Genomic DNA, 17,302 nt, shown 5'->3' on the forward strand with positions numbered 1-17,302 from the left:
ATATTAAGAGCTAAATCACTTAACCTTGGCAAAGATCAATAAGAATTCGCATAAAATCTTATACCGAAAATACTCTTCCAATGTGAAGTATATTTTGATGGTATTGAGCGTAGTGATCATTACACTTGTGCTGCCCAAACAACCTAAATTTAGGTATGAATTTGAGAAAGGAAAGGTATGGCTCAATAAAGACCTGATCTCTCCTTTTAGTTTTGCGATCTTAAAAACTTCTAAACAGGTAGATGCTGATAAAAAGACAGCATTAAATAATGTTTTGCCCATATATAAATATGAAGATGATGTATTTAAAGTGCAAGATGACGCTTTTTTAAATGAGTTTGATATCAAGTGGAAATCTGCCGGACTGAGTGAGCATGAAATGGAACGTGCAAAGTACAATGCCCAAGGTCTTTTAAAAACGGTTTATACCAAAGGCATCATCAGTATCAATGTAAAACACCAGAAAGATGGAAAGAATTATGACTTCTCGTTGATGCATAATAATGTGGCTAGAACATTAAACGTAGAAGATGTGTTTACGGCAGAAAAAGCGCTCGACTTTTTTAAAGCTAATTATAAAACGCAGGATATTAACGCCAAAAATCTGGTATTAGAACTTTTAGAAAGTCATTTAAAACCCAATATATTTTTTGATGAACGTTTAACGGCAGAGGTTCAAAAATCTACATTAAATAGTATTTCTACTACTAGAGGCATGGTAGAAAAAGGCGAAATGATTATTGCAAAGGATAGTCTGGTTAATGATGATGCTTATCAGAAACTGGTTTCTTTCAGAGAGAATTATGAAGCACAGACTAAAACCATAGGTAGCGGCAGCTTGGTATATTTAGGGCAGATTTTTTTGGTAGGCTTTATTATTGCTTTACTCATGATTTTCCTTTTCCTTTTCAGGAAAGATATCTTTGCAGATAATCGTCAGTTATCTCTTTTGTTATTGGTTGTAACCACTATGTTGGTGGTGTTAACCTGGGCGTTGAAATTTAACATTTCCAACCTATACCTTATTCCTTTCTCCATCGTTCCTATTATTATCAGGATACTTTTTGATACACGTTTGGCACTTAACCTGCATTTGCTGGTAATTTTAATTGCTGGTTTTTTTGTGCCCAATAGTTTTGAATTTGTTTTTTACCAAACTACCGCAGGTATGGTAGCCATTTACAGCATCAGGTATTTGGTACGCCGAGAGCAATTGCTCATTTCGGCATCTTACATACTGGTATCGTACTTTGTAGCTTTTGTAGGCATACATTTATTAAGAGAAGGCTCTTTTAGCCAGATAGAATGGTCTAATTTCTTGCCTTTTGTATTTAGTGTATTACTTTCTTTATTGGCTTACCCTTTAATTTATGCTTTTGAGCGCGTGTTTGGTATTACCTCAGATGTGGCCTTGGTAGAACTTACCAATACTAACAATAAACTGTTGCGTGAGCTGGCTTTTAAAGCTCCGGGTACTTTTCAGCACTCCTTACAGGTAGCGAATTTAGCTGAGGCCGCTATTTTTAAGATAGGGGGAAATGCCTTATTGGTTAGGGCCGGTGCTTTATACCATGATATTGGTAAAATGGAAAACCCACAGTATTTTATTGAAAATCAGAGTACAGGTGTAAGTCCGCATGATAAATTACCTTATGAGCAAAGTGCGCAGATTATTATCAGGCACGTACATAAAGGCATAGAGATTACACGTAAGCATAAGTTACCCGAGTCTGTGATTGATTTTATCAGAACACATCATGGTAATACCAGAGTAGATTATTTTTATCAGTCTTTTCTAAAAAATTCTCCAGAAAAGTTTATCGACGAGAATATTTTCAGGTACCCTGGACCTATTCCTTTTTCTAAAGAAACGGGCGTGCTGATGTTGGCAGATTCGGTAGAAGCTGCATCAAGAAGTCTTAAAAACCCAGATGCTGAGAGTATAAATTTACTGGTAGAACGTATTATCGACTATAAATTGGAGCAAAATCAATTAGATAATTGCGATTTAACATTAAAAGATTTAGAAACTATTAAGTTGATTTTCAAGACGATGTTAATGAGCATCTATCATGTGCGGGTGGATTATTTACAAAAGGTGTAATTTTTTTTTGCAAACATTAATGAATTGCTATATTTGCAACCTCGAAACGCAGTAACGCCGATCGAAAGGAGAGGTGCCTGAGAGGCCGAAAGGAACAGTTTGCTAAACTGTCGTACTGGTAACGGTACCGCGGGTTCGAATCCCGCCCTCTCCGCAGAGGTAAAACCTTTTCGGGATGTAGCGTAGCCCGGTATCGCGCCACATTTGGGATGTGGAGGCCGCAGGTTCGAATCCTGCCATCCCGACTTGACAGGACAAGACAGATTTACTTCTGTTTTGTCCTTTTTTATTGTCTTCTATTTTTATAATTATCAGTTGTTTAGTTCGAGGCACGCTGCGAGCCGGAGAAATTCACTTTTTTGTTGTTCCCTTTCACTTTGGATTGCCCGATCATCAGTACGGCCGTAAGGTTGAAGGTGCTGTAATTGTAATCCGTCACAGCTATTGACGTAAGATTGTTGTAAAAGCCCCTTGATTTATCCTTGCTACTGTTTAGGTAGGAAGCATTAACCGTCAGCTTGTTTTCAAGAAATGTTGCTCTTAATCCCGTACTTAGATTATACTGGGAAAAGGTATAGGTATTGCCGCGTGTGGAAGCGGGCGTACCTGAAAAATTCAAAGTGTACCTTAAACGCTTGGTGATTACCATCGTGTTGTTTGTCCCATAGTTAAAAGTCGAGCCATCCCTGATGACGATCTCCGGCACGGAAGATTTGGACTTGGAATAACTGAGCGTAATGAATGTGGTATTCTCCCACCATTTGGCAATCTTGCTGTTCAGTGTTGCATAAATACCAAAGCTGTTATTCTTCAAATAATTAGCAGGTGCAGAACTGATGATGTTGTCCTTCAACGTTACGATATTGCCCGCACCGTTTACAGTTTGCTGGCTGAACAGGGTAATTGACAGCGCACTTTTATAGAGATAGGACAATTCTGTATTGTGGCTGTAGGATGGCCGGATATCAGGGTTGCCCGAAATATAGGAATTCGTGGTAATGTAGAATTTAAAGGGGTTCACCTGGTTTAATGATGGACGGGTAATGCGTTTGGAATAGGATGCTGAAAATGTATGCAGGCTGTTCGCTTTGTACATTATATAAGCTGTGGGAAAAAATTGCCCATAAGCATATCTGTTTCTGACCTGATCAGCAGGCGAAAAGCCGTCAATGTAACTGTACTCATAGCGTAGGCCCAGTTTGGCAGACCATTGCTTATTCAGCTTCTTCTCCAGATCAAAGTATGCGGCCACATTCTGTTCCCTGTACTCAAACAGATTGCTTTTTGAAGGATCAATTTCATAGCCTCCGTTGGAAAAGTTATAGAAACCAACATCTGCAGAATTGCGATAGTTCATGAACATACTGCCCAGATTGAGCTTTGCCCATTTATAAGGCAGCGTCATATCAGACTGCAAAGACCAGATATTATAATGATTGGCCCGGTTATTTTTAACATGGCTATCTTCCGAAGGATCACTTGATGTAGTCAAAAGATCACTCTTTGTTTCAGGACGGTTTGAAAAGTAGTTTAAACTGGTACTGACTGTTTTCCCTAAACTGTCCAGCTTCAGGTCATGATAGATATTCAGGGTATTTGACAACGTGGCGTTTTTTGCCTGTGATGTTGTATAGACCGTGGAATTTATGAGCTGTCCGGTCTTATAAATTGAAATCGCATCCATATCTGTTCTGCTGCCCGTACTGTTCAGGTCATAGATAAAGCCCACACTGTTTCTTTTATCCACTTTATAATCCATGCTCAGGTTGCCGCCAATATTAAACAAGCGGGTACTTCGCGGATAGCTGTTCAGGATTTCAGTGCTGTTCCCGATCAGGTTCTCACTTTCTGTGATGATACCTCTTTTATTGGTTTCCCTGAGTTTAAGGGAACTGTTCAGCCGCTGGGTCTGATAGTTCAAGGTTAGCCCGTTCATCAGTGCGGTCCGCTTATTTTGGAGATAGCTGGTACTTACAGTACCGCTCCATCCGATTTGCGTATTTTTCTTGAGTACGATATTGACAAGGCCACTATTTCCCTCAGCAGCGTATTTTGATGGTGGAATGGTAATGATCTCGATCTTGGCAATGTCATCAGCTCTCAACGCACGTAAATAGGCGATCAGGTCTGTCCCTTTAAGGGGTACGATGCGATCGTTGATCATGACTTTCAATTCTCCTTTGCCGATCATGGAAATATTCCTTTCCGATACGTTCAGCATGGGCGTAATGGAAAGCGCATCTACAAAGGTCATACCTCCGGTGGCCAATGAGTTTTCAAGATTGAACACCAACCTGTCGATCTTTCTTTCCAGAACAGGCTTTGAGGCGGTTATGGTAACACCTTTTAGTTCCTGCACGGTCTTGTGAAGGATGATCTCAGGGATGGTCATATCCCTGCCTTCAAATTTAAAGACCGTAGAATAGGCTGGTAAATATCCCGTTGAGCTGATCTTGACGATGAAAGATCCCGGATTGAGCTGACCAAAAGTATAACGGCCCTCTTTATTGCTGATTTCAAGTTTGACCAGCGCACTGTCGGTTGTCAATAATCTGATGGTTACATTTTCCAATGGCAAGCCAGTTTCATCTTTTATAAGGCCTGAAATACTTTGGGCAAAACCATTCATACAAAATAGCATACTCAGGGCAATAACAAGTACCCTTACTGTGTAAGTGTTCATACAGTAATAAAATTTAGGTGGAACCTTAGTTGAATTTGTGGAGTGGGCTTAGTTTATCCGTATATCCCCAAGACTACTGAAAACATTGATCGTGGCACCCTTCCCGGAGCCGCTGACACCCTGGTATACCCGGGAAATCACAGGTTTTGCCTGCTCTTCACCCTTTAGTGTAAAGGGTATCTTACTGCCATTGACGATCTTGCCGTTCTTGGTGGTAATGCTCAGTGCCGCATCTAAGTTATCGGGGAAGTTGAGATGGATGTTCTTGGAAAAAGAAAGATCAAGGTCCAGGTTTTTAATATTGTGTGCGACCGTAATGTCGATCTGTTTGCAAAAATCAAATTCTCCCTTTGTATCACCTGAAAGCCCTTTGATGTTAACGTACGAATAACTGGCCTTTATTTTCCCGCTGCCCAGTATCCCGGTATTCATTTTGGCGAATTTCACTTCCATGTGGCTGATCTTTGGAAGGTTGCCCGTAGACAGTTCACCGAAAGACTGAACGATATAGATTGGTCCCTGACGATCTGGAATCGTCGTATTTCCCATGCTGTTGATTATTTTGAGGCCGTTCTTTGAAGGGAGATAAACTTTATAATGTACTTCAATCCTTTTCTTTCCCTGCGGCACAGGCGCATATTCTGATTGATCGGTGGTGGTTTCCTGACCACTCGACCTGATGATGGTCGAGAACGAAACCGTATCGCTCTTTTTATAGTCAACATTTATGCTGTCGATCAATTTTTGCATATAGGCTTTGCTTCTGCCGCCCCGGACAATGATCGTGACCTCGGTTTTGACTTCATCCCTGTCCCAGTTGGTCACCTGTACATCTCCAAACTTATTATTGATAGACACCCATTGGGAACTCCCTAATGGACTGGTTTTTGAAAATTCCTTTTTCATTTCCATATCCTGCGCCATCAGGGCAATAGGGAATAGGAAGAAAAGGGCCATTACAAAAATGGCTTTATTGAATTTGGTTGATAATTCCATAGCTGATTTCTTTGTCTTATAATTTCTGTACTAAACTTCATGATCCTGGTTAATCGGTATTGGCTTTTTGATAGGCTTCTATTTGTTTATCCAATAACAGGTTCTGCATTTCAAGGTTATCCACAATAGCATCTATAATAGTCGATGCCTGCGGTGTATTCTTTAACTGCGCTTTTAATTCAGCGTAAGAATTGTTCAGTACCTCCCTGTCTGCATTAAAGTCTGCATCTAATGCTGGATGTGAATGGATAAAACCTGCGATCTCTGCTTGCTTGCTTTCTATGAGCTGTACATAATGCTCTATTTCCTTTTGTCTGCCGTTTTCCATTATGCCCTTTTCAGGTTCCGAAACAGCTATAAAATGCTTTTCTTCCGGTGGCTCTTTTGCAGATGGGGTCTGGATATTGGGCTGATCTAAAGGTAAACGGTCATTAACGTGAGGCATTGCTTTATCAGATACCGCGATCACTGGCTTGGGTTTACGTATTTCGGTATAGATCAGGGTAAAGGCGGCTATGGCTATTACTACGGCTGCTGCGTATTTCAAATAGCCGCTTTTATTTACCCTAATTCCCTGCAGACGGTTCCGCTCTCTTTTCAGTTCCTTTCCAATTCGCCCTTTTAAAAGATCGGAAGGCTGATGAAGATCGAGTTCGTCTTTATGATCTGCAATAAACTTTTCTAACATATCCTTATCCATGTTCACTCCTTAATTTTGTTTTTATTTTGTCCTTTGCCCGATGGTAGATAATGCGGACATTGTTGTGGCTGATGTTCAGCATTTCCGCTATTTCTTTTTGCGGTATTCCATCAATGGCGTGCAGATTGAAAATGATCCGGTAATTTTCCGGGAGGCTTGAAATGGTTGAATGGATATGCTCAATCGTGAACTTTTCATCTTGGGAAGCCTCTGTTTGGACAGCCGTATCTTCATAGTCCTCCGCTACCGTCTCAATATCCACCCACTTCAATTTTCTCTTTCTGATCAGCTCAAGGGATTTATTGATGGCTATCCTGGCCAGCCAGCCGCCAAAACTTCCCGAATAGGTAAAGTAGTCCAGTTTTAAAAGTGCATCAACAAAGGTATCATGGACCACATCCTCAGCCTCAGCTCTTGATGATAAAATGCGCATGCAGGTGTTCAGGATGCTCTTTGCGTATTTATTGTAAACAATATCAAATGCACGGTCATCACCCTTTCGGTAACGCGCTACCAGTTCAAAGTCCTGAATGCCCTCTTTATTGCTCAATGTGTATTACCCATTTATCAGTTCAATCTATACTCTTAATGCAAAAAATGAAAAATGTTACAGCAATCTTTTTACTTTTCTCACTCTGTTGGAAATAAATGCCAGTTTACTCTTTATACAAGACATTTTAGGCGTGAATTGAAGGTAAAGACAAATAACCACATAATTGAATTTATCTTTTAGCTGGCTGTAAAATTATGTTTGTCAACTTTTATCTATCTACCTTCAAAATCAGGAAGAACGTATAAACATTTTCTTGCCGCTTATTCTGATTTAGCTCCAAGAATACTGCGGGGTTTAATTGCATCTTATGTAGGTGCTAAACCACAATCACTAAGCAGAATAAAAAGGTCTGTAAAAAACATTTCTTAATTTAGGTTAATCAATGATAATGTTTTGACGAACTAATTTAGTATTGTATAAACTTAAACGGAATCAAAATTGTATCAAAAAATGAAAGAAAAGTTACTAAATACATTATTAATCATATTTTCATTATTCGGGTACTTAGAGTGGGGAGCAGACAGTAGCACATTTTTGTTTGAGGGCGAATATGAAGTGTTGAGTAATCTTTTGATAAAACCAGATACGGTAATTCATCCTTTTACTATGATTCCGTTCTTGGGACAAATTTTGCTTTTTGCTACTTTGTTCCAAAAGAAGCCTAACAAAATTATGACTTACATCGCCATCGTTTGTTTAGGGCTATTGTTAGGCTTTATGTTCTTTATTGGTATTACCAGAATAAACTTTAAGATACTTATTTCTACATTACCGTTTTTAGTTACAGCAACATACACAGTTTTTCATTTAAGAAAACAAAAAGGGGACAAATGAATTTATAGTAAGATTGTAAGCAAAAACATTACAAAGAAATTAACTGAAAAATAAAGATGCATTCAACCAATTATTTTGACACTTTTATTGAAGTTGCCGAAGACACAAAAGCTACCATAGGAACAAAACCACCAACGAAAGATAAGAAAACAGTTGCCGAAATGCAATATGAACTTATCGCTAAAAATCCATATAAATATACTTCAGATGATATACTTTTTCAAGTATTTGCCGACAGAAACAATTTAACGCAAGCTGACTATAAACAAGCAAGAGAAGAGTTTTTTTCTAAAGGGCAACCTTGTTTTCGTGCTTCACCGCTGACAAAAAATTATGGATTTGGCATTCATAGCAACAGCACCGGTAAAGTGGCACTTTATGGTATGGAAACAGAGGAATATCAAAAATTTTTAGCCGATATAAAAATTAAAAAAGTGAAAGCAATGAAATCAGGTAAATAAAAAATTTAAATATGTTAATACCAAATTAAAGGCAAAAAGTGCTAAGATGAATTAAGCTGCCTTTTCATTACTTGCTATATAATTAACCTCTATCTCTTTCATTATTTCAGAAAAAGGATCATTACAATTTCTATAGCCTTATCTTTTTTGTATATTTAGTTCGGCTACAGTTAATTACAGATTAATTGAAAATCTACCGAACGGTTAAGACAAAAAATAGCGACATGACTACAATACTTCCTTTTATCCGTGTTCGCGATGTTGGTTATGCCAAATCATGGTATGAAAGCATTGGATTTAGCTGCGTGGGTACGCATGAAGAACCTGACTGCGGACTGGACTGGGCAATGATGTGCTGGGGCGATGCCATGTTTATGCTGTATCCCTTATTGGAAAATACAATTGAGAATGCCAATAACTGTGGGCTTTATTTCAAAATGGAGAGCATAGCGGGTTTACAGGAAAAATTAGAAGGCAAAGCCAACATCATTGAAATCGTTTCCGAAACAGAATATGGGAGAAAAGAGATTACATTTCATGACTGTTATGGTTTTCAGGTAACGTTTTCCAGTGAGCCGGATTGATGAATCAGCCCAGCACCTTATAGGGTTTTAGTTCCTATTGTAATATCTTCTTTTGATTATATCTATTAATCAATAACAGTTATCGCGTATTTCTTTGCTTTAAACCAGTATTTCTCTAAGAGAATCACGTATATTATTACAAAACATTAACCTTTTTTAGGTGTAGATTCTTAGAAGCGTAAAACTTGATCAATAAGTGATATGAAAGAAGGAAAGATTTATATTGGAACATCGGGATGGAAATACCGACATTGGAATGGTGTATTTTATCCTGAGGAACTTAAACAGAAAGACCAACTGGATTATTATTGCCGGCTATTTAATACCGTAGAACTGAATAATTCTTTTTACAGACAACCCTCTGCTGAAAATTTTAGCAAATGGCGGGTTTCTACACCGCCAAAATTCTGCTTTTCTGTAAAAGCCAACCGTTACTTTACCCATGTAAAAAAATTAAGAGTAGATGCAGATGACCTGAAAGACTTTTTTGATCGTATGGTTCATCTAAAAGAAAAATTGGGCCCTGTGCTTTTTCAGCTGCCTCCTGGTTGGAAAATAGACATAGAACGATTAGAGAACTTCCTTGGACTTTTATCACCTGCATACCGTTATACTTTCGAGTTTAGAAATCATAGTTGGTATGAAAAAGAGGTTATTGAATTGCTGAGCCATTATAATGTGGCCTTTTGTATTTATGAATTAGCAGGTCATCTGTCGCCCTTAAATGTAACTGCTAATTTTGTGTATATTAGGTTGCATGGTCCAGGTGAAAAATATCAGGGTAGCTATCAGGAAAAAGAATTGAAAACCTGGGCTGAATTTGCCAAAAAAGCCGCCGCAAAATCAAAAGATGTTTATATCTATTTTGATAATGATCAGGCGGCTTACGCAGCTTTCAATGCAAAACGATTAATAGAACTGGTAAAAAGTTGATTGTTGACAGTTCTTACAAACACAAGCTCATTTTTTCTCCTTACCCTTTGACTTTTTATGGTCTAATTGGTTAGACAATTGACTTCCTTTGCCATCAGCAAATTCCTTTTCATCTTTCGTATACCTGGGAGTATCGTCCTTCTCTTTAGAAGTCATAGCTTTCTTCTTGTTTTCTGAAACAAGAGGTGTGTCTGCTTTTAATTTGTTTTTGTTTTCAGGCTTTTTCATAACTGATGAATTAAATGGACAAATAAATGTTTAACAGGTCAATTTAGGACCTGTATTTCTTACCTAATTTTGGAAGACGGACAACCTGTTTTTTATCTGCGGCGTTCAAGGGTATACTTTTATCAGTAGATTGTTGATCTTCATTATAAGTAAATCCGGATCCTCGAACCGTTTTTTGTTTTTGTGAGCCAAATTTTTTCTTGTCAATTTTCACAACGATTTCCTCTTTTAAGCACCTCCATGAATTTTGAACATTTATTCATGTATTTTGGTTTAATCAGACTTAAAAACAAGTATATGCTGTTAGAGCTGTTGTGAAATACCTATTACATATTGCAATTAATACCTGTTTAAAGTAATAAGACTTCTTTATTCGCTTTTTAGAGCATAAACAAGACTACATATCGAAACTTTTAATTCGTTCATGATGTTTAAAACATCAGGTATCAATAACGTTTTAACATAGATGATATGAGTTTGGCAAAATACAAGCAGAAGCGGTCAAAAGGTAAAACACCCGAACCCTTTGGCGGAAAATCATTAGGGAAAGAATTGAGATTTGTGATACAGAAGCATGATGCGTCTCATCTACATTATGATTTCAGACTGGAGATGGATGGTGTTTTAAAGAGCTGGGCAGTGCCCAAAGGACCTTCCACAGATCCTGCCATAAAGCGTTTAGCTATGATGGTAGAAGATCATCCTTATGATTACCGCAATTTTGAAGGCATTATTCCTAAAGGCCAGTATGGGGGTGGTACTGTAATTGTTTGGGACGAAGGTACTTATGAACCGGTAGATTTTACCGATGAGGATGTTACTAAGCAGGAAAAACAATTACTGAATGAACTGCATGCAGGAAAGCTAAAGTTCTTGTTAAAAGGTAAAAAGCTAAAGGGCGGGTTTGCATTGGTAAAAGCTTATGGAAGAGGAGAAAACGGTTGGTTGCTAATGAAACTGGAAGACAAATATGCCTCTGCCAAAGATATTACCTTAAAAGATAAATCGGTAATCTCTAAAAAAACTATTAAACAGATGGAAAAAGCCCCTGTTGAAATATATGGACGTAAAACCGTAAAGAAAGATACCACAGTAAAAGATCGGTCTGCAACAAAATCTAAAACTCAACCAAAGCCTGATATATTGAAAGACGTGCCAAAACAACCTTTTTATGAGCGTATTAAACCCATGTTGGCTACTTTGGTAGATAAACCCTTTGATAATGATGACTGGTTATATGAAATAAAATGGGATGGTTATAGGGCTGTTGCTTTTCTTGATGGTAATAAAGCTGAGCTCAGATCGAGGAATGACAAAAATTTTAATGACAAATTTTATCCTATTTACGATGCGCTTAAATCTCTGAACCTTAGGGCTATATTAGACGGTGAAATTGTGGTAGTAAATGAAAATGGACAGGCCAATTTTGGTAAACTACAAAACTGGCGTAGCGAAGCAGATGGAGAACTGATTTATTACGTTTTTGATATTTTATGGTATCAAGGACATGATCTGAAAGAATTACCGCTCATTGAAAGAAGAAAAATATTAGAAACGATTTTGCCGGAGCAATCACAAATTCAGTTAAGTCACACGTTTGATACTTCGGGCATTGAATTTTTAGCTGCCGCAAAAAGAATGGGACTGGAGGGTATTATGGCCAAACGAAAGAATAGCCTCTATCATGTTAACGATCGTTCTTCTGACTGGTTAAAAATCAAAGCCAATAAAAAACAGGAAGTGGTAATAGGAGGTTTTACTAAAAATGAAGGCACCAATAAGCTGTTCAGCAGTTTGCTGGTAGGCGTTTTTGATCAGAAGAAAAACTTTATCTATACAGGTAAAGTGGGTACCGGATTTAATCAGAATATGCAACATGAAATGATGGAGCAATTTATGCCCCTTGTGGTTAAAAAACCCGCATTTAAAGAAAAACCCGATGTAAATAAACCATCCCGTTTCAGACACGACCCACCGCATGCTACAGTAACGTGGCTAAAGCCAGAACTTATTTGTGAAGTTAGTTATACAGAAATTACCAGCGATGGCGTAATGCGCCATCCTTCTTTTGATGGTATGAGAGAAGATAAAAAAGCTAAAGAGGTGGTTTTAGAAACAGAAAAGCCTACAGCAGAAATCGTAAAAGGACAGGATCAGGATATTATTAAAGCAAGAGAAAAACCTGGTCGCAGAACCCTGCTCAATCCAAGTGAAGCTACACAAGTAAGAAAAATAGGGGGGCATGAAGTACAATTTACCAACCTGAAAAAGATTTTCTGGCCTTTAGAAAAAATTACAAAAGGCGAGCTAATTAATTATTATTACCAGATTGCTCCGATTTTAATGCCTTACCTGAAAGAAAGGCCAGAATCAATGAACCGCTATCCCAATGGTATAACCGGAAAAAGCTTTTTCTTTAAAAATGTAAAAGGAAAAATTCCAGATTGGATGGATACCTACGATTATTACAGTGAAGCGGATCAGGAAAAAAAAGAGTATCTTATTGCCAATGATGAAGCTACTTTATTGTATATGATCAATATGGGGTGTATAGAGCTTAATCCCTGGAGTAGTACAGTTAAAAAGCCGGATTACCCTACTTTTTGTATCATAGATCTGGATCCTGATAAAAATACTTTTGATCAGGTGATAGAAACGGCACAGGTTACAAAATCGGTATTGGAGAACATGGGTGTAAAGAGCTATTGCAAAACAAGTGGTTCTACAGGCCTTCATATTTATATTCCTTTAGGCAATAAATATACTTATGAACAAAGCAAGGAGTTTGGTAGGATCATTGCTACCTTGGTTAACCATGAGTTACCTAAATTCACTACGCTCGAAAGACATATTTCAGATCGTAAAGGGAAGCTTTATATCGATTTTCTGCAAAACAGACCGCATGCAACTATTGCATGTGCCTATGCTGTAAGGCCTAAACCAGGAGCACCCGTATCTATGCCTTTACAATGGGATGAAGTAAAGAAGGGAATGAAAATGACAGATTTTAACATCCGCAATGCGATAGAAAGGGTACAAAGCTTAGGAGATATTTTTAAACCTGTACTGGGTAAGGGAATTGACCTTTTGAAAGTAATTAAGAAAGCTTCCGGTCATACTATTGAACAAGCCTAATTTATGAATCAGATTGTAGAAAATTGCTGTAAAATGTTAGCTGAAAAAAGCCTTTCTGTAGCATTTGCAGAAAGCGCTACAGCCGGTAGAGCATGTATGGAATTTAGCCTGTGCAAAGATGCAGGTACTTTTTTAAAAGGAGGCATAAACTGTTACGATGCCGTAATAAAAGAAACTTTGTTAGAGGTTCCAAAAGAACTGATTGATACTTTTACCCCTGAGTCGGCAGAGGCTTCTTTTGCCATAGCCAAAGGCTTAACAAAATTAATTGACGCAGACTTGTATGTGGGTGTAACAGGGCTTACCAGTCCCGGTGGCAGTGAAACTCCCGAAAAACCTGTAGGCACTATGTTTTTTTGCGGACTTTACCGTAACAAAAAGCTATTTGAAGACCGAAAAGTTTTTGAAGGTAATGCAGAAGAAATCATACTAAAGTCTGTAGAACACATAGCCGCTTTAGTAGTCAAAAGCATTGAAAAAGGCTTCTTATAAGCAACTTATAAACTCCCTAGTATGATTTCTGAATAATATTATTTTAAATTGTTTTTTATCTTTCTGATTGCATTGATGTGTGAATTGATTACGGGCATCATTTTACTGGCAAAAGCTTTCAGGTCAGGATCTGTACCTTTCATGGCTTCATGCTCCATAAAAGCTAAAACTTTTACATGGTCTTTCTCCATCATATCAACATATTTCTTATCGAAATCACTGCCTGTTTTTTCGGCCAGATCATTTCTGCGGTTTTGGTTCTCTTTACTCATGGTTGTGGGCAAGGTAATATTCTTGCTTCTGGCCAAGGCAATGAGTTCATCATTAGCAGCGCCATGGTCTTTTAGCATCATATTTGCAAAATCAGTGATTTCTTTGTTCCCGGTTTTGCTAATGGCAAGATTGGCCATACTGATTTCAGTTATACCTGCATCTGCCGCATTTGTAGCAAATTCTGCTTCTTTTTCATTCACTGTAATTATGTTGTTTGCAGTAGTTGCAGTATCTTTTGTATTATTAACACTGTCTGCTAATTCTTTGGCATCTTTTGGCCCTGAGTTACAAGCAATCATTACTGTAAAAATTGCACTGTAAAATAAAAAAAGTAATTTTTTCATATGCTTAATTTTAGGTTATTAAAGTCGATGCTACAATCTGTAAACATCAGCTGAACAGAAAAAGAATTAAGCCGTTATGTTTGCTTCAGACACAGCAATGTGTGTAAGTTTACGATCGGTTTCTTTTTCCTGTGCAAGCGTAATCTCTAGAAGGCCTTTAGCTTCCTCATGTTCCATCAGGCTGGCATAAGTTATAAGGCAACCATAGCTGGCAATTTCGTAATGTTCTATTTTTTGAGCCGTCACAATTAGTGCTGCATCTAAAGCTTCGTTATATTCGAAATCTTCTATAATTTCATCAGCTTCATTAAGCAGGCCTTCCATCGCCTCACATTTTTTTTCTGTTACACTAAGGTTCATAAGCATGAAAATCTGCTTTAGCCTTTCTATTTGTTCTGCTGTTTCTGTATGGTGTTCAGAAAAAGCTATTTTAAGGGTATTACTAACGGCTTTTTCAGCCATTTTTTTCAAGCCTTTTAAAAGCTGTTTTTCTGCACCTAATATATCTCTTAGTTCATCTACAAAAAGCTCGTGTAAATGACTGTTAGGCATACCGCTATGATCTCTTTCACTTTTCATTGGTAAATCTGCTTTAGTAGGTATTTGATTACTCATAAAAAGAAAACTTTGAACCTTTTGTTTCCTGGAGTTCTAAAACGGGTATTTTATGATTTTTTTAACAGGTACAAATACCTGATTTTAATCGTCTATAAACAATCAGTCTAGATTTACCTTATTAGTAGTAAATAAATTAATTAGACAATGGCAAAGTATTCGAAAAAAGCAGGCGAAAAAGTAGAAAAAGCCATGCATGAAATGAAAGAAGGAAAATTAAAAAGTGGAACAGGTAAAAAAGTAACCTCTAAAAAGCAGGCGGTTGCTATCGGTCTTTCCGAAGCCAGAGAAGCAGGCGCAAAGGTTCCAAAGAAAAAATCTTAACGATTATTTTAAAAGCAACATAAAGTAGCCGCTTTATGTTGCTTGTTTATCTTGTTTATCCTTATCTATATGCATAAATTCATCATACTGATTTTTGAGTTCATTGAGCTTGGCTTCCGTAATTTTAGATCTTTCTCTCAGTGCTTTAGATTTGCTTAACAAGTTAGCTATAACCTGTTTGCTTTTGTTGAACTTGCTCATATAAAAGGGGTTTACTCAAATATAGCTTTTAAGAGAGAATAATTTTTATCTTATTGAAAAACAGGTATTCTATAAGTTATATACTTACGCTTACAGTATAAACAACGTTAGTAAAACCCGTGATTATGCCTTCATCCGTAATTGCACATATCAGTTATCAGGCAGAAAAAGAAGCTTTAACCGTGGTTTTTAACTCTGGTGAAGTATATCTCTATGAAAAGGTCCCTGAAAAAATCTATAAAGAATTTAACGCAGCGGTTTCAAAAGGGAAATATCTTAACCATAAGCTTAAAAAACTTTTTACAGGTAAAAAGATAGCTCCCCTTTAAAGCCTGCGTTAAATACGGTCTGTCATTCTTAAAATACCTGATTTTAAGATATTAAGAACTTTTTAAAGCGTTCGTTCATTTAAAATAGAGAAGTTTTAAACCTATAAAAAATAAAATATGAAACGTATTCAAATGATATGTGCAGTTGCAATAAGCTTTTTGGCGATCAGCTGCGGTTCGGAACATAGAGAGAAAATGATGAGAGACAGTAGTTTATTGGGCGATACAAGTGTAATAGACAGTAGCGGAGTGGCAGACACGGCAGGTATAGATAGCATGTACCGTAATAGTCCGGCACGCTCAGATACGAATAAAAGCGTCCCTAAAAAAAGAAATCAACCTTAAAAGTATAGTTATGGAAATTCAATTTGAACAAAACAGAGACTTTAACCAGCTGCACAGAGATGAAAACCCGGTTTCTGATAAAAAAGAAAAAGGAGAAGCCGGCGGTAGTGAGGGAAATCCTGACCAAAAACTGGTAAATAGCGAAAAATTGGATAACGATGAAAAAGAATTGGATCGCAGATCAGCAGATATTGCTCATGGCAAAGGTAACCAGCTTGGTGGTGAAGGCTCTTCGGCAGTAGCAGGCGTGCAAAGCGATCAGCAGAATTCAACCCGTAGCAACAGGAAACCTTTGGGAGAAGACCCCAATTATAATGCAGAAACAGAAAATAAAGAAGATAAAGCGCAAGAATAATTATGGAAACAAATAGTAAAATTATAGAAGATCTTAAAGGACTGGTCAACATTTTAAATGATGGTAAAGAAGGTTATACATCTGCCAGCGAAGCTACTCGTACACCCGAGCTAAAAGAACTGTTTTTACATTATGCATCGCAGCGTATGACTTATGCTGATGAGCTTAAAAAACATATTACTTTACATGGTGGGCACAGTGAAAATGAGGAAGGTGGAATATTGGGTGCTTTACACCGTACCTGGATTGATATTAAGGAAGCTCTGAGCCCTAATGAAGACCAGGCAATCTTAGGGGCAATAGAAACCGGCGAAAAAGCCGCCATAGAAAAGTACGATAAAGTATTGGAGGATTATGCTGATCATATGGATCATGTAGGCATTTTGAGACGGCAAAGAGAAGGGATTTTAGAAGCTTTAAAAGAAATAGAATCCTGCCATATCCGCTTAGAAAAATAAATGTAAAACCTAAACCGGAAATAGAGATGGAAGAACAAAAGAAAGATCCGCACCATGAACCAGGTTCGGTGCAGCGTCAAACTCAAAGGAATGAGCAATATGAACCAGAGCAAAATAATGCAGATGAGGAAAAAGAATTCGGGATTATTCCCGAATCGCAGGTAAAAGGTAGTGATGCCGATAAAGACAAGGAAGAAGAAGATATTGAGAATAACGACGACAATGATATTGAACCTGATTTGGAAGAGATTGACGATGAAAAGATCATACCCGGTCTGCCTCGTGAACGCAGGTCATGGAACTTTATCAATTTTGGTCTGGATGATCTTTTTGGCGGTTTATTACCTGCATAATT

Annotated in this window: 21 protein-coding genes and 2 tRNA genes; 15 read left to right on the top strand and 8 right to left on the bottom strand. The window is 37.7% G+C overall.

Translation table 11 applies throughout. The annotated features are described in order from the left end of the window. The first annotated feature begins 25 nt into the window (after nucleotides 1-25). The 3 genes from ACLHG9_RS09030 to ACLHG9_RS09040 all read left to right on the top strand — a co-directional run bounded on the left by ACLHG9_RS09030 (nucleotide 26) and on the right by ACLHG9_RS09040 (nucleotide 2,349). Nucleotides 26-2,104, top strand: a complete 2,079-nt coding sequence (locus tag ACLHG9_RS09030) for an HD family phosphohydrolase (RefSeq protein ID WP_410221169.1) — start codon at nucleotides 26-28, stop codon at nucleotides 2,102-2,104. Between the two features lie 67 nt (nucleotides 2,105-2,171). Then, nucleotides 2,172-2,258 (top strand) — tRNA-Ser (locus tag ACLHG9_RS09035). 17 nt (nucleotides 2,259-2,275) lie between these two features. Continuing rightward, nucleotides 2,276-2,349 (top strand) — tRNA-Pro (locus tag ACLHG9_RS09040). 74 nt (nucleotides 2,350-2,423) lie between these two features. Here ACLHG9_RS09040 and ACLHG9_RS09045 read toward each other — a convergent pair. From ACLHG9_RS09045 to ACLHG9_RS09060, 4 genes are read right to left on the bottom strand one after another with little or no spacing between them, the layout of a single operon-like run. Continuing rightward, entirely contained in the window at nucleotides 2,424-4,787 is a 2,364-nt protein-coding gene (locus tag ACLHG9_RS09045) for an outer membrane beta-barrel family protein (protein ID WP_410221170.1), read from the bottom strand. Nucleotides 4,788-4,835: 48 nt separating this feature from the next. Next, a complete protein-coding gene (locus tag ACLHG9_RS09050; protein WP_410221171.1) occupies nucleotides 4,836-5,783 on the bottom strand; it encodes a hypothetical protein in 948 nt (315 codons plus the stop codon). A gap of 49 nt (nucleotides 5,784-5,832) precedes the next feature. Next, nucleotides 5,833-6,483 (bottom strand): hypothetical protein, encoded by a 651-nt coding sequence (locus tag ACLHG9_RS09055; protein WP_410221172.1) that lies wholly within the window; start codon nucleotides 6,481-6,483, stop codon nucleotides 5,833-5,835. Further along, a complete protein-coding gene (locus ACLHG9_RS09060; RefSeq protein ID WP_410221173.1) occupies nucleotides 6,476-7,033 on the bottom strand; it encodes an RNA polymerase sigma factor in 558 nt (185 codons plus the stop codon). The genes ACLHG9_RS09055 and ACLHG9_RS09060 overlap by 8 nt, the downstream gene beginning before the upstream one ends. 453 nt (nucleotides 7,034-7,486) lie before the next feature. Between ACLHG9_RS09060 and ACLHG9_RS09065 the strand changes: the two genes are divergently transcribed. The 4 genes from ACLHG9_RS09065 to ACLHG9_RS09080 all read left to right on the top strand — a co-directional run bounded on the left by ACLHG9_RS09065 (nucleotide 7,487) and on the right by ACLHG9_RS09080 (nucleotide 9,848). Next, the gene (locus ACLHG9_RS09065; RefSeq protein ID WP_410221174.1) at nucleotides 7,487-7,870 is read left to right on the top strand and encodes a hypothetical protein; all 384 of its coding nucleotides are present in this window, start codon (nucleotides 7,487-7,489) and stop codon (nucleotides 7,868-7,870) included. A 56-nt stretch (nucleotides 7,871-7,926) separates the two neighbouring features. Then, on the top strand, nucleotides 7,927-8,331 hold the full coding sequence (locus ACLHG9_RS09070) for a DUF6157 family protein (protein WP_410221175.1): 405 nt from the start codon (nucleotides 7,927-7,929) through the stop codon (nucleotides 8,329-8,331). A gap of 224 nt (nucleotides 8,332-8,555) precedes the next feature. Continuing rightward, nucleotides 8,556-8,915, top strand: a complete 360-nt coding sequence (locus ACLHG9_RS09075; RefSeq protein ID WP_410221176.1) for a VOC family protein — start codon at nucleotides 8,556-8,558, stop codon at nucleotides 8,913-8,915. A 201-nt stretch (nucleotides 8,916-9,116) separates the two neighbouring features. Next, nucleotides 9,117-9,848 carry a DUF72 domain-containing protein gene (locus ACLHG9_RS09080; RefSeq protein ID WP_410221177.1) on the top strand — a complete coding sequence of 244 codons (732 nt, stop codon included), beginning with the start codon at nucleotides 9,117-9,119 and terminating at the stop codon, nucleotides 9,846-9,848. A gap of 27 nt (nucleotides 9,849-9,875) precedes the next feature. On the opposite strand, the gene ACLHG9_RS09085 is transcribed toward ACLHG9_RS09080, so the two are convergent. Then, on the bottom strand, nucleotides 9,876-10,076 hold the full coding sequence (locus ACLHG9_RS09085; protein ID WP_410221178.1) for a hypothetical protein: 201 nt from the start codon (nucleotides 10,074-10,076) through the stop codon (nucleotides 9,876-9,878). A gap of 471 nt (nucleotides 10,077-10,547) precedes the next feature. On the opposite strand from ACLHG9_RS09085, the gene ligD reads away from it, so the two are divergent. After that, on the top strand, nucleotides 10,548-13,211 hold the full coding sequence (ligD, locus tag ACLHG9_RS09090) for a DNA ligase D (RefSeq protein WP_410221179.1): 2,664 nt from the start codon (nucleotides 10,548-10,550) through the stop codon (nucleotides 13,209-13,211). Nucleotides 13,212-13,214: 3 nt separating this feature from the next. Next, nucleotides 13,215-13,703, top strand: coding sequence for a CinA family protein (locus tag ACLHG9_RS09095; RefSeq protein ID WP_410221180.1), 489 nt, complete (start codon nucleotides 13,215-13,217; stop codon nucleotides 13,701-13,703). Nucleotides 13,704-13,741: 38 nt separating this feature from the next. Here ACLHG9_RS09095 and ACLHG9_RS09100 read toward each other — a convergent pair whose 3' ends face one another. Next, the gene (locus ACLHG9_RS09100; protein WP_410221181.1) at nucleotides 13,742-14,320 is read right to left on the bottom strand and encodes a DUF4142 domain-containing protein; all 579 of its coding nucleotides are present in this window, start codon (nucleotides 14,318-14,320) and stop codon (nucleotides 13,742-13,744) included. A 66-nt stretch (nucleotides 14,321-14,386) separates the two neighbouring features. Next, the gene (locus tag ACLHG9_RS09105) at nucleotides 14,387-14,935 is read right to left on the bottom strand and encodes a ferritin-like domain-containing protein (protein ID WP_410221182.1); all 549 of its coding nucleotides are present in this window, start codon (nucleotides 14,933-14,935) and stop codon (nucleotides 14,387-14,389) included. 147 nt (nucleotides 14,936-15,082) lie between these two features. On the opposite strand from ACLHG9_RS09105, the gene ACLHG9_RS09110 reads away from it, so the two are divergent. After that, nucleotides 15,083-15,259 (top strand): DUF6496 domain-containing protein, encoded by a 177-nt coding sequence (locus ACLHG9_RS09110; RefSeq protein WP_410221183.1) that lies wholly within the window; start codon nucleotides 15,083-15,085, stop codon nucleotides 15,257-15,259. A 33-nt stretch (nucleotides 15,260-15,292) separates the two neighbouring features. Here the strand turns inward: ACLHG9_RS09110 and ACLHG9_RS09115 are convergent, their stop codons facing one another. Next, nucleotides 15,293-15,460 carry a hypothetical protein gene (locus ACLHG9_RS09115; protein ID WP_410221184.1) on the bottom strand — a complete coding sequence of 56 codons (168 nt, stop codon included), beginning with the start codon at nucleotides 15,458-15,460 and terminating at the stop codon, nucleotides 15,293-15,295. Nucleotides 15,461-15,585: 125 nt separating this feature from the next. Between ACLHG9_RS09115 and ACLHG9_RS09120 the strand changes: the two genes are divergently transcribed. The 5 genes from ACLHG9_RS09120 to ACLHG9_RS09140 all read left to right on the top strand — a co-directional run bounded on the left by ACLHG9_RS09120 (nucleotide 15,586) and on the right by ACLHG9_RS09140 (nucleotide 17,300). Beyond that, nucleotides 15,586-15,789, top strand: coding sequence for a KTSC domain-containing protein (locus tag ACLHG9_RS09120; protein ID WP_410221185.1), 204 nt, complete (start codon nucleotides 15,586-15,588; stop codon nucleotides 15,787-15,789). Between the two features lie 117 nt (nucleotides 15,790-15,906). Further along, complete coding sequence (locus ACLHG9_RS09125) at nucleotides 15,907-16,134, top strand: hypothetical protein (RefSeq protein WP_410221186.1); 228 nt, start codon at nucleotides 15,907-15,909, stop codon at nucleotides 16,132-16,134. A gap of 10 nt (nucleotides 16,135-16,144) precedes the next feature. Beyond that, nucleotides 16,145-16,489, top strand: a complete 345-nt coding sequence (locus ACLHG9_RS09130) for a hypothetical protein (protein ID WP_410221187.1) — start codon at nucleotides 16,145-16,147, stop codon at nucleotides 16,487-16,489. Nucleotides 16,490-16,491: 2 nt separating this feature from the next. Then, the gene (locus ACLHG9_RS09135; protein ID WP_410221188.1) at nucleotides 16,492-16,947 is read left to right on the top strand and encodes a ferritin-like domain-containing protein; all 456 of its coding nucleotides are present in this window, start codon (nucleotides 16,492-16,494) and stop codon (nucleotides 16,945-16,947) included. Between the two features lie 26 nt (nucleotides 16,948-16,973). Continuing rightward, nucleotides 16,974-17,300, top strand: coding sequence for a hypothetical protein (locus tag ACLHG9_RS09140; protein WP_410221189.1), 327 nt, complete (start codon nucleotides 16,974-16,976; stop codon nucleotides 17,298-17,300). Nucleotides 17,301-17,302: the final 2 nt, after the last annotated feature.

Source organism: Pedobacter sp. (assembly GCF_046462515.1).
Lineage (GTDB): Bacteria > Bacteroidota > Bacteroidia > Sphingobacteriales > Sphingobacteriaceae > Pedobacter.

Bases quoted from the DNA above. Each gene is read 5' to 3' on its own strand.
- ACLHG9_RS09125 (WP_410221186.1), top strand. From the start codon at position 15,907: ATGAAACGTATTCAAATGATATGTGCAGTTGCAATAAGCTTTTTGGCG.
- ACLHG9_RS09045 (WP_410221170.1), bottom strand. From the start codon at position 4,787: ATGAACACTTACACAGTAAGGGTACTTGTTATTGCCCTGAGTATGCTA.
- ACLHG9_RS09095 (WP_410221180.1), top strand. From the start codon at position 13,215: ATGAATCAGATTGTAGAAAATTGCTGTAAAATGTTAGCTGAAAAAAGC.
- ACLHG9_RS09115 (WP_410221184.1), bottom strand. From the start codon at position 15,460: ATGAGCAAGTTCAACAAAAGCAAACAGGTTATAGCTAACTTGTTAAGC.
- ACLHG9_RS09100 (WP_410221181.1), bottom strand. From the start codon at position 14,320: ATGAAAAAATTACTTTTTTTATTTTACAGTGCAATTTTTACAGTAATG.
- ACLHG9_RS09110 (WP_410221183.1), top strand. From the start codon at position 15,083: ATGGCAAAGTATTCGAAAAAAGCAGGCGAAAAAGTAGAAAAAGCCATG.
- ACLHG9_RS09135 (WP_410221188.1), top strand. From the start codon at position 16,492: ATGGAAACAAATAGTAAAATTATAGAAGATCTTAAAGGACTGGTCAAC.
- ACLHG9_RS09080 (WP_410221177.1), top strand. From the start codon at position 9,117: ATGAAAGAAGGAAAGATTTATATTGGAACATCGGGATGGAAATACCGA.
- ACLHG9_RS09140 (WP_410221189.1), top strand. From the start codon at position 16,974: ATGGAAGAACAAAAGAAAGATCCGCACCATGAACCAGGTTCGGTGCAG.
- ACLHG9_RS09085 (WP_410221178.1), bottom strand. From the start codon at position 10,076: ATGAAAAAGCCTGAAAACAAAAACAAATTAAAAGCAGACACACCTCTT.
- ACLHG9_RS09120 (WP_410221185.1), top strand. From the start codon at position 15,586: ATGCCTTCATCCGTAATTGCACATATCAGTTATCAGGCAGAAAAAGAA.
- ACLHG9_RS09070 (WP_410221175.1), top strand. From the start codon at position 7,927: ATGCATTCAACCAATTATTTTGACACTTTTATTGAAGTTGCCGAAGAC.
- ACLHG9_RS09130 (WP_410221187.1), top strand. From the start codon at position 16,145: ATGGAAATTCAATTTGAACAAAACAGAGACTTTAACCAGCTGCACAGA.
- ACLHG9_RS09050 (WP_410221171.1), bottom strand. From the start codon at position 5,783: ATGGAATTATCAACCAAATTCAATAAAGCCATTTTTGTAATGGCCCTT.
- ACLHG9_RS09065 (WP_410221174.1), top strand. From the start codon at position 7,487: ATGAAAGAAAAGTTACTAAATACATTATTAATCATATTTTCATTATTC.
- ligD (WP_410221179.1), top strand. From the start codon at position 10,548: ATGAGTTTGGCAAAATACAAGCAGAAGCGGTCAAAAGGTAAAACACCC.
- ACLHG9_RS09055 (WP_410221172.1), bottom strand. From the start codon at position 6,483: ATGGATAAGGATATGTTAGAAAAGTTTATTGCAGATCATAAAGACGAA.
- ACLHG9_RS09105 (WP_410221182.1), bottom strand. From the start codon at position 14,935: ATGAGTAATCAAATACCTACTAAAGCAGATTTACCAATGAAAAGTGAA.
- ACLHG9_RS09075 (WP_410221176.1), top strand. From the start codon at position 8,556: ATGACTACAATACTTCCTTTTATCCGTGTTCGCGATGTTGGTTATGCC.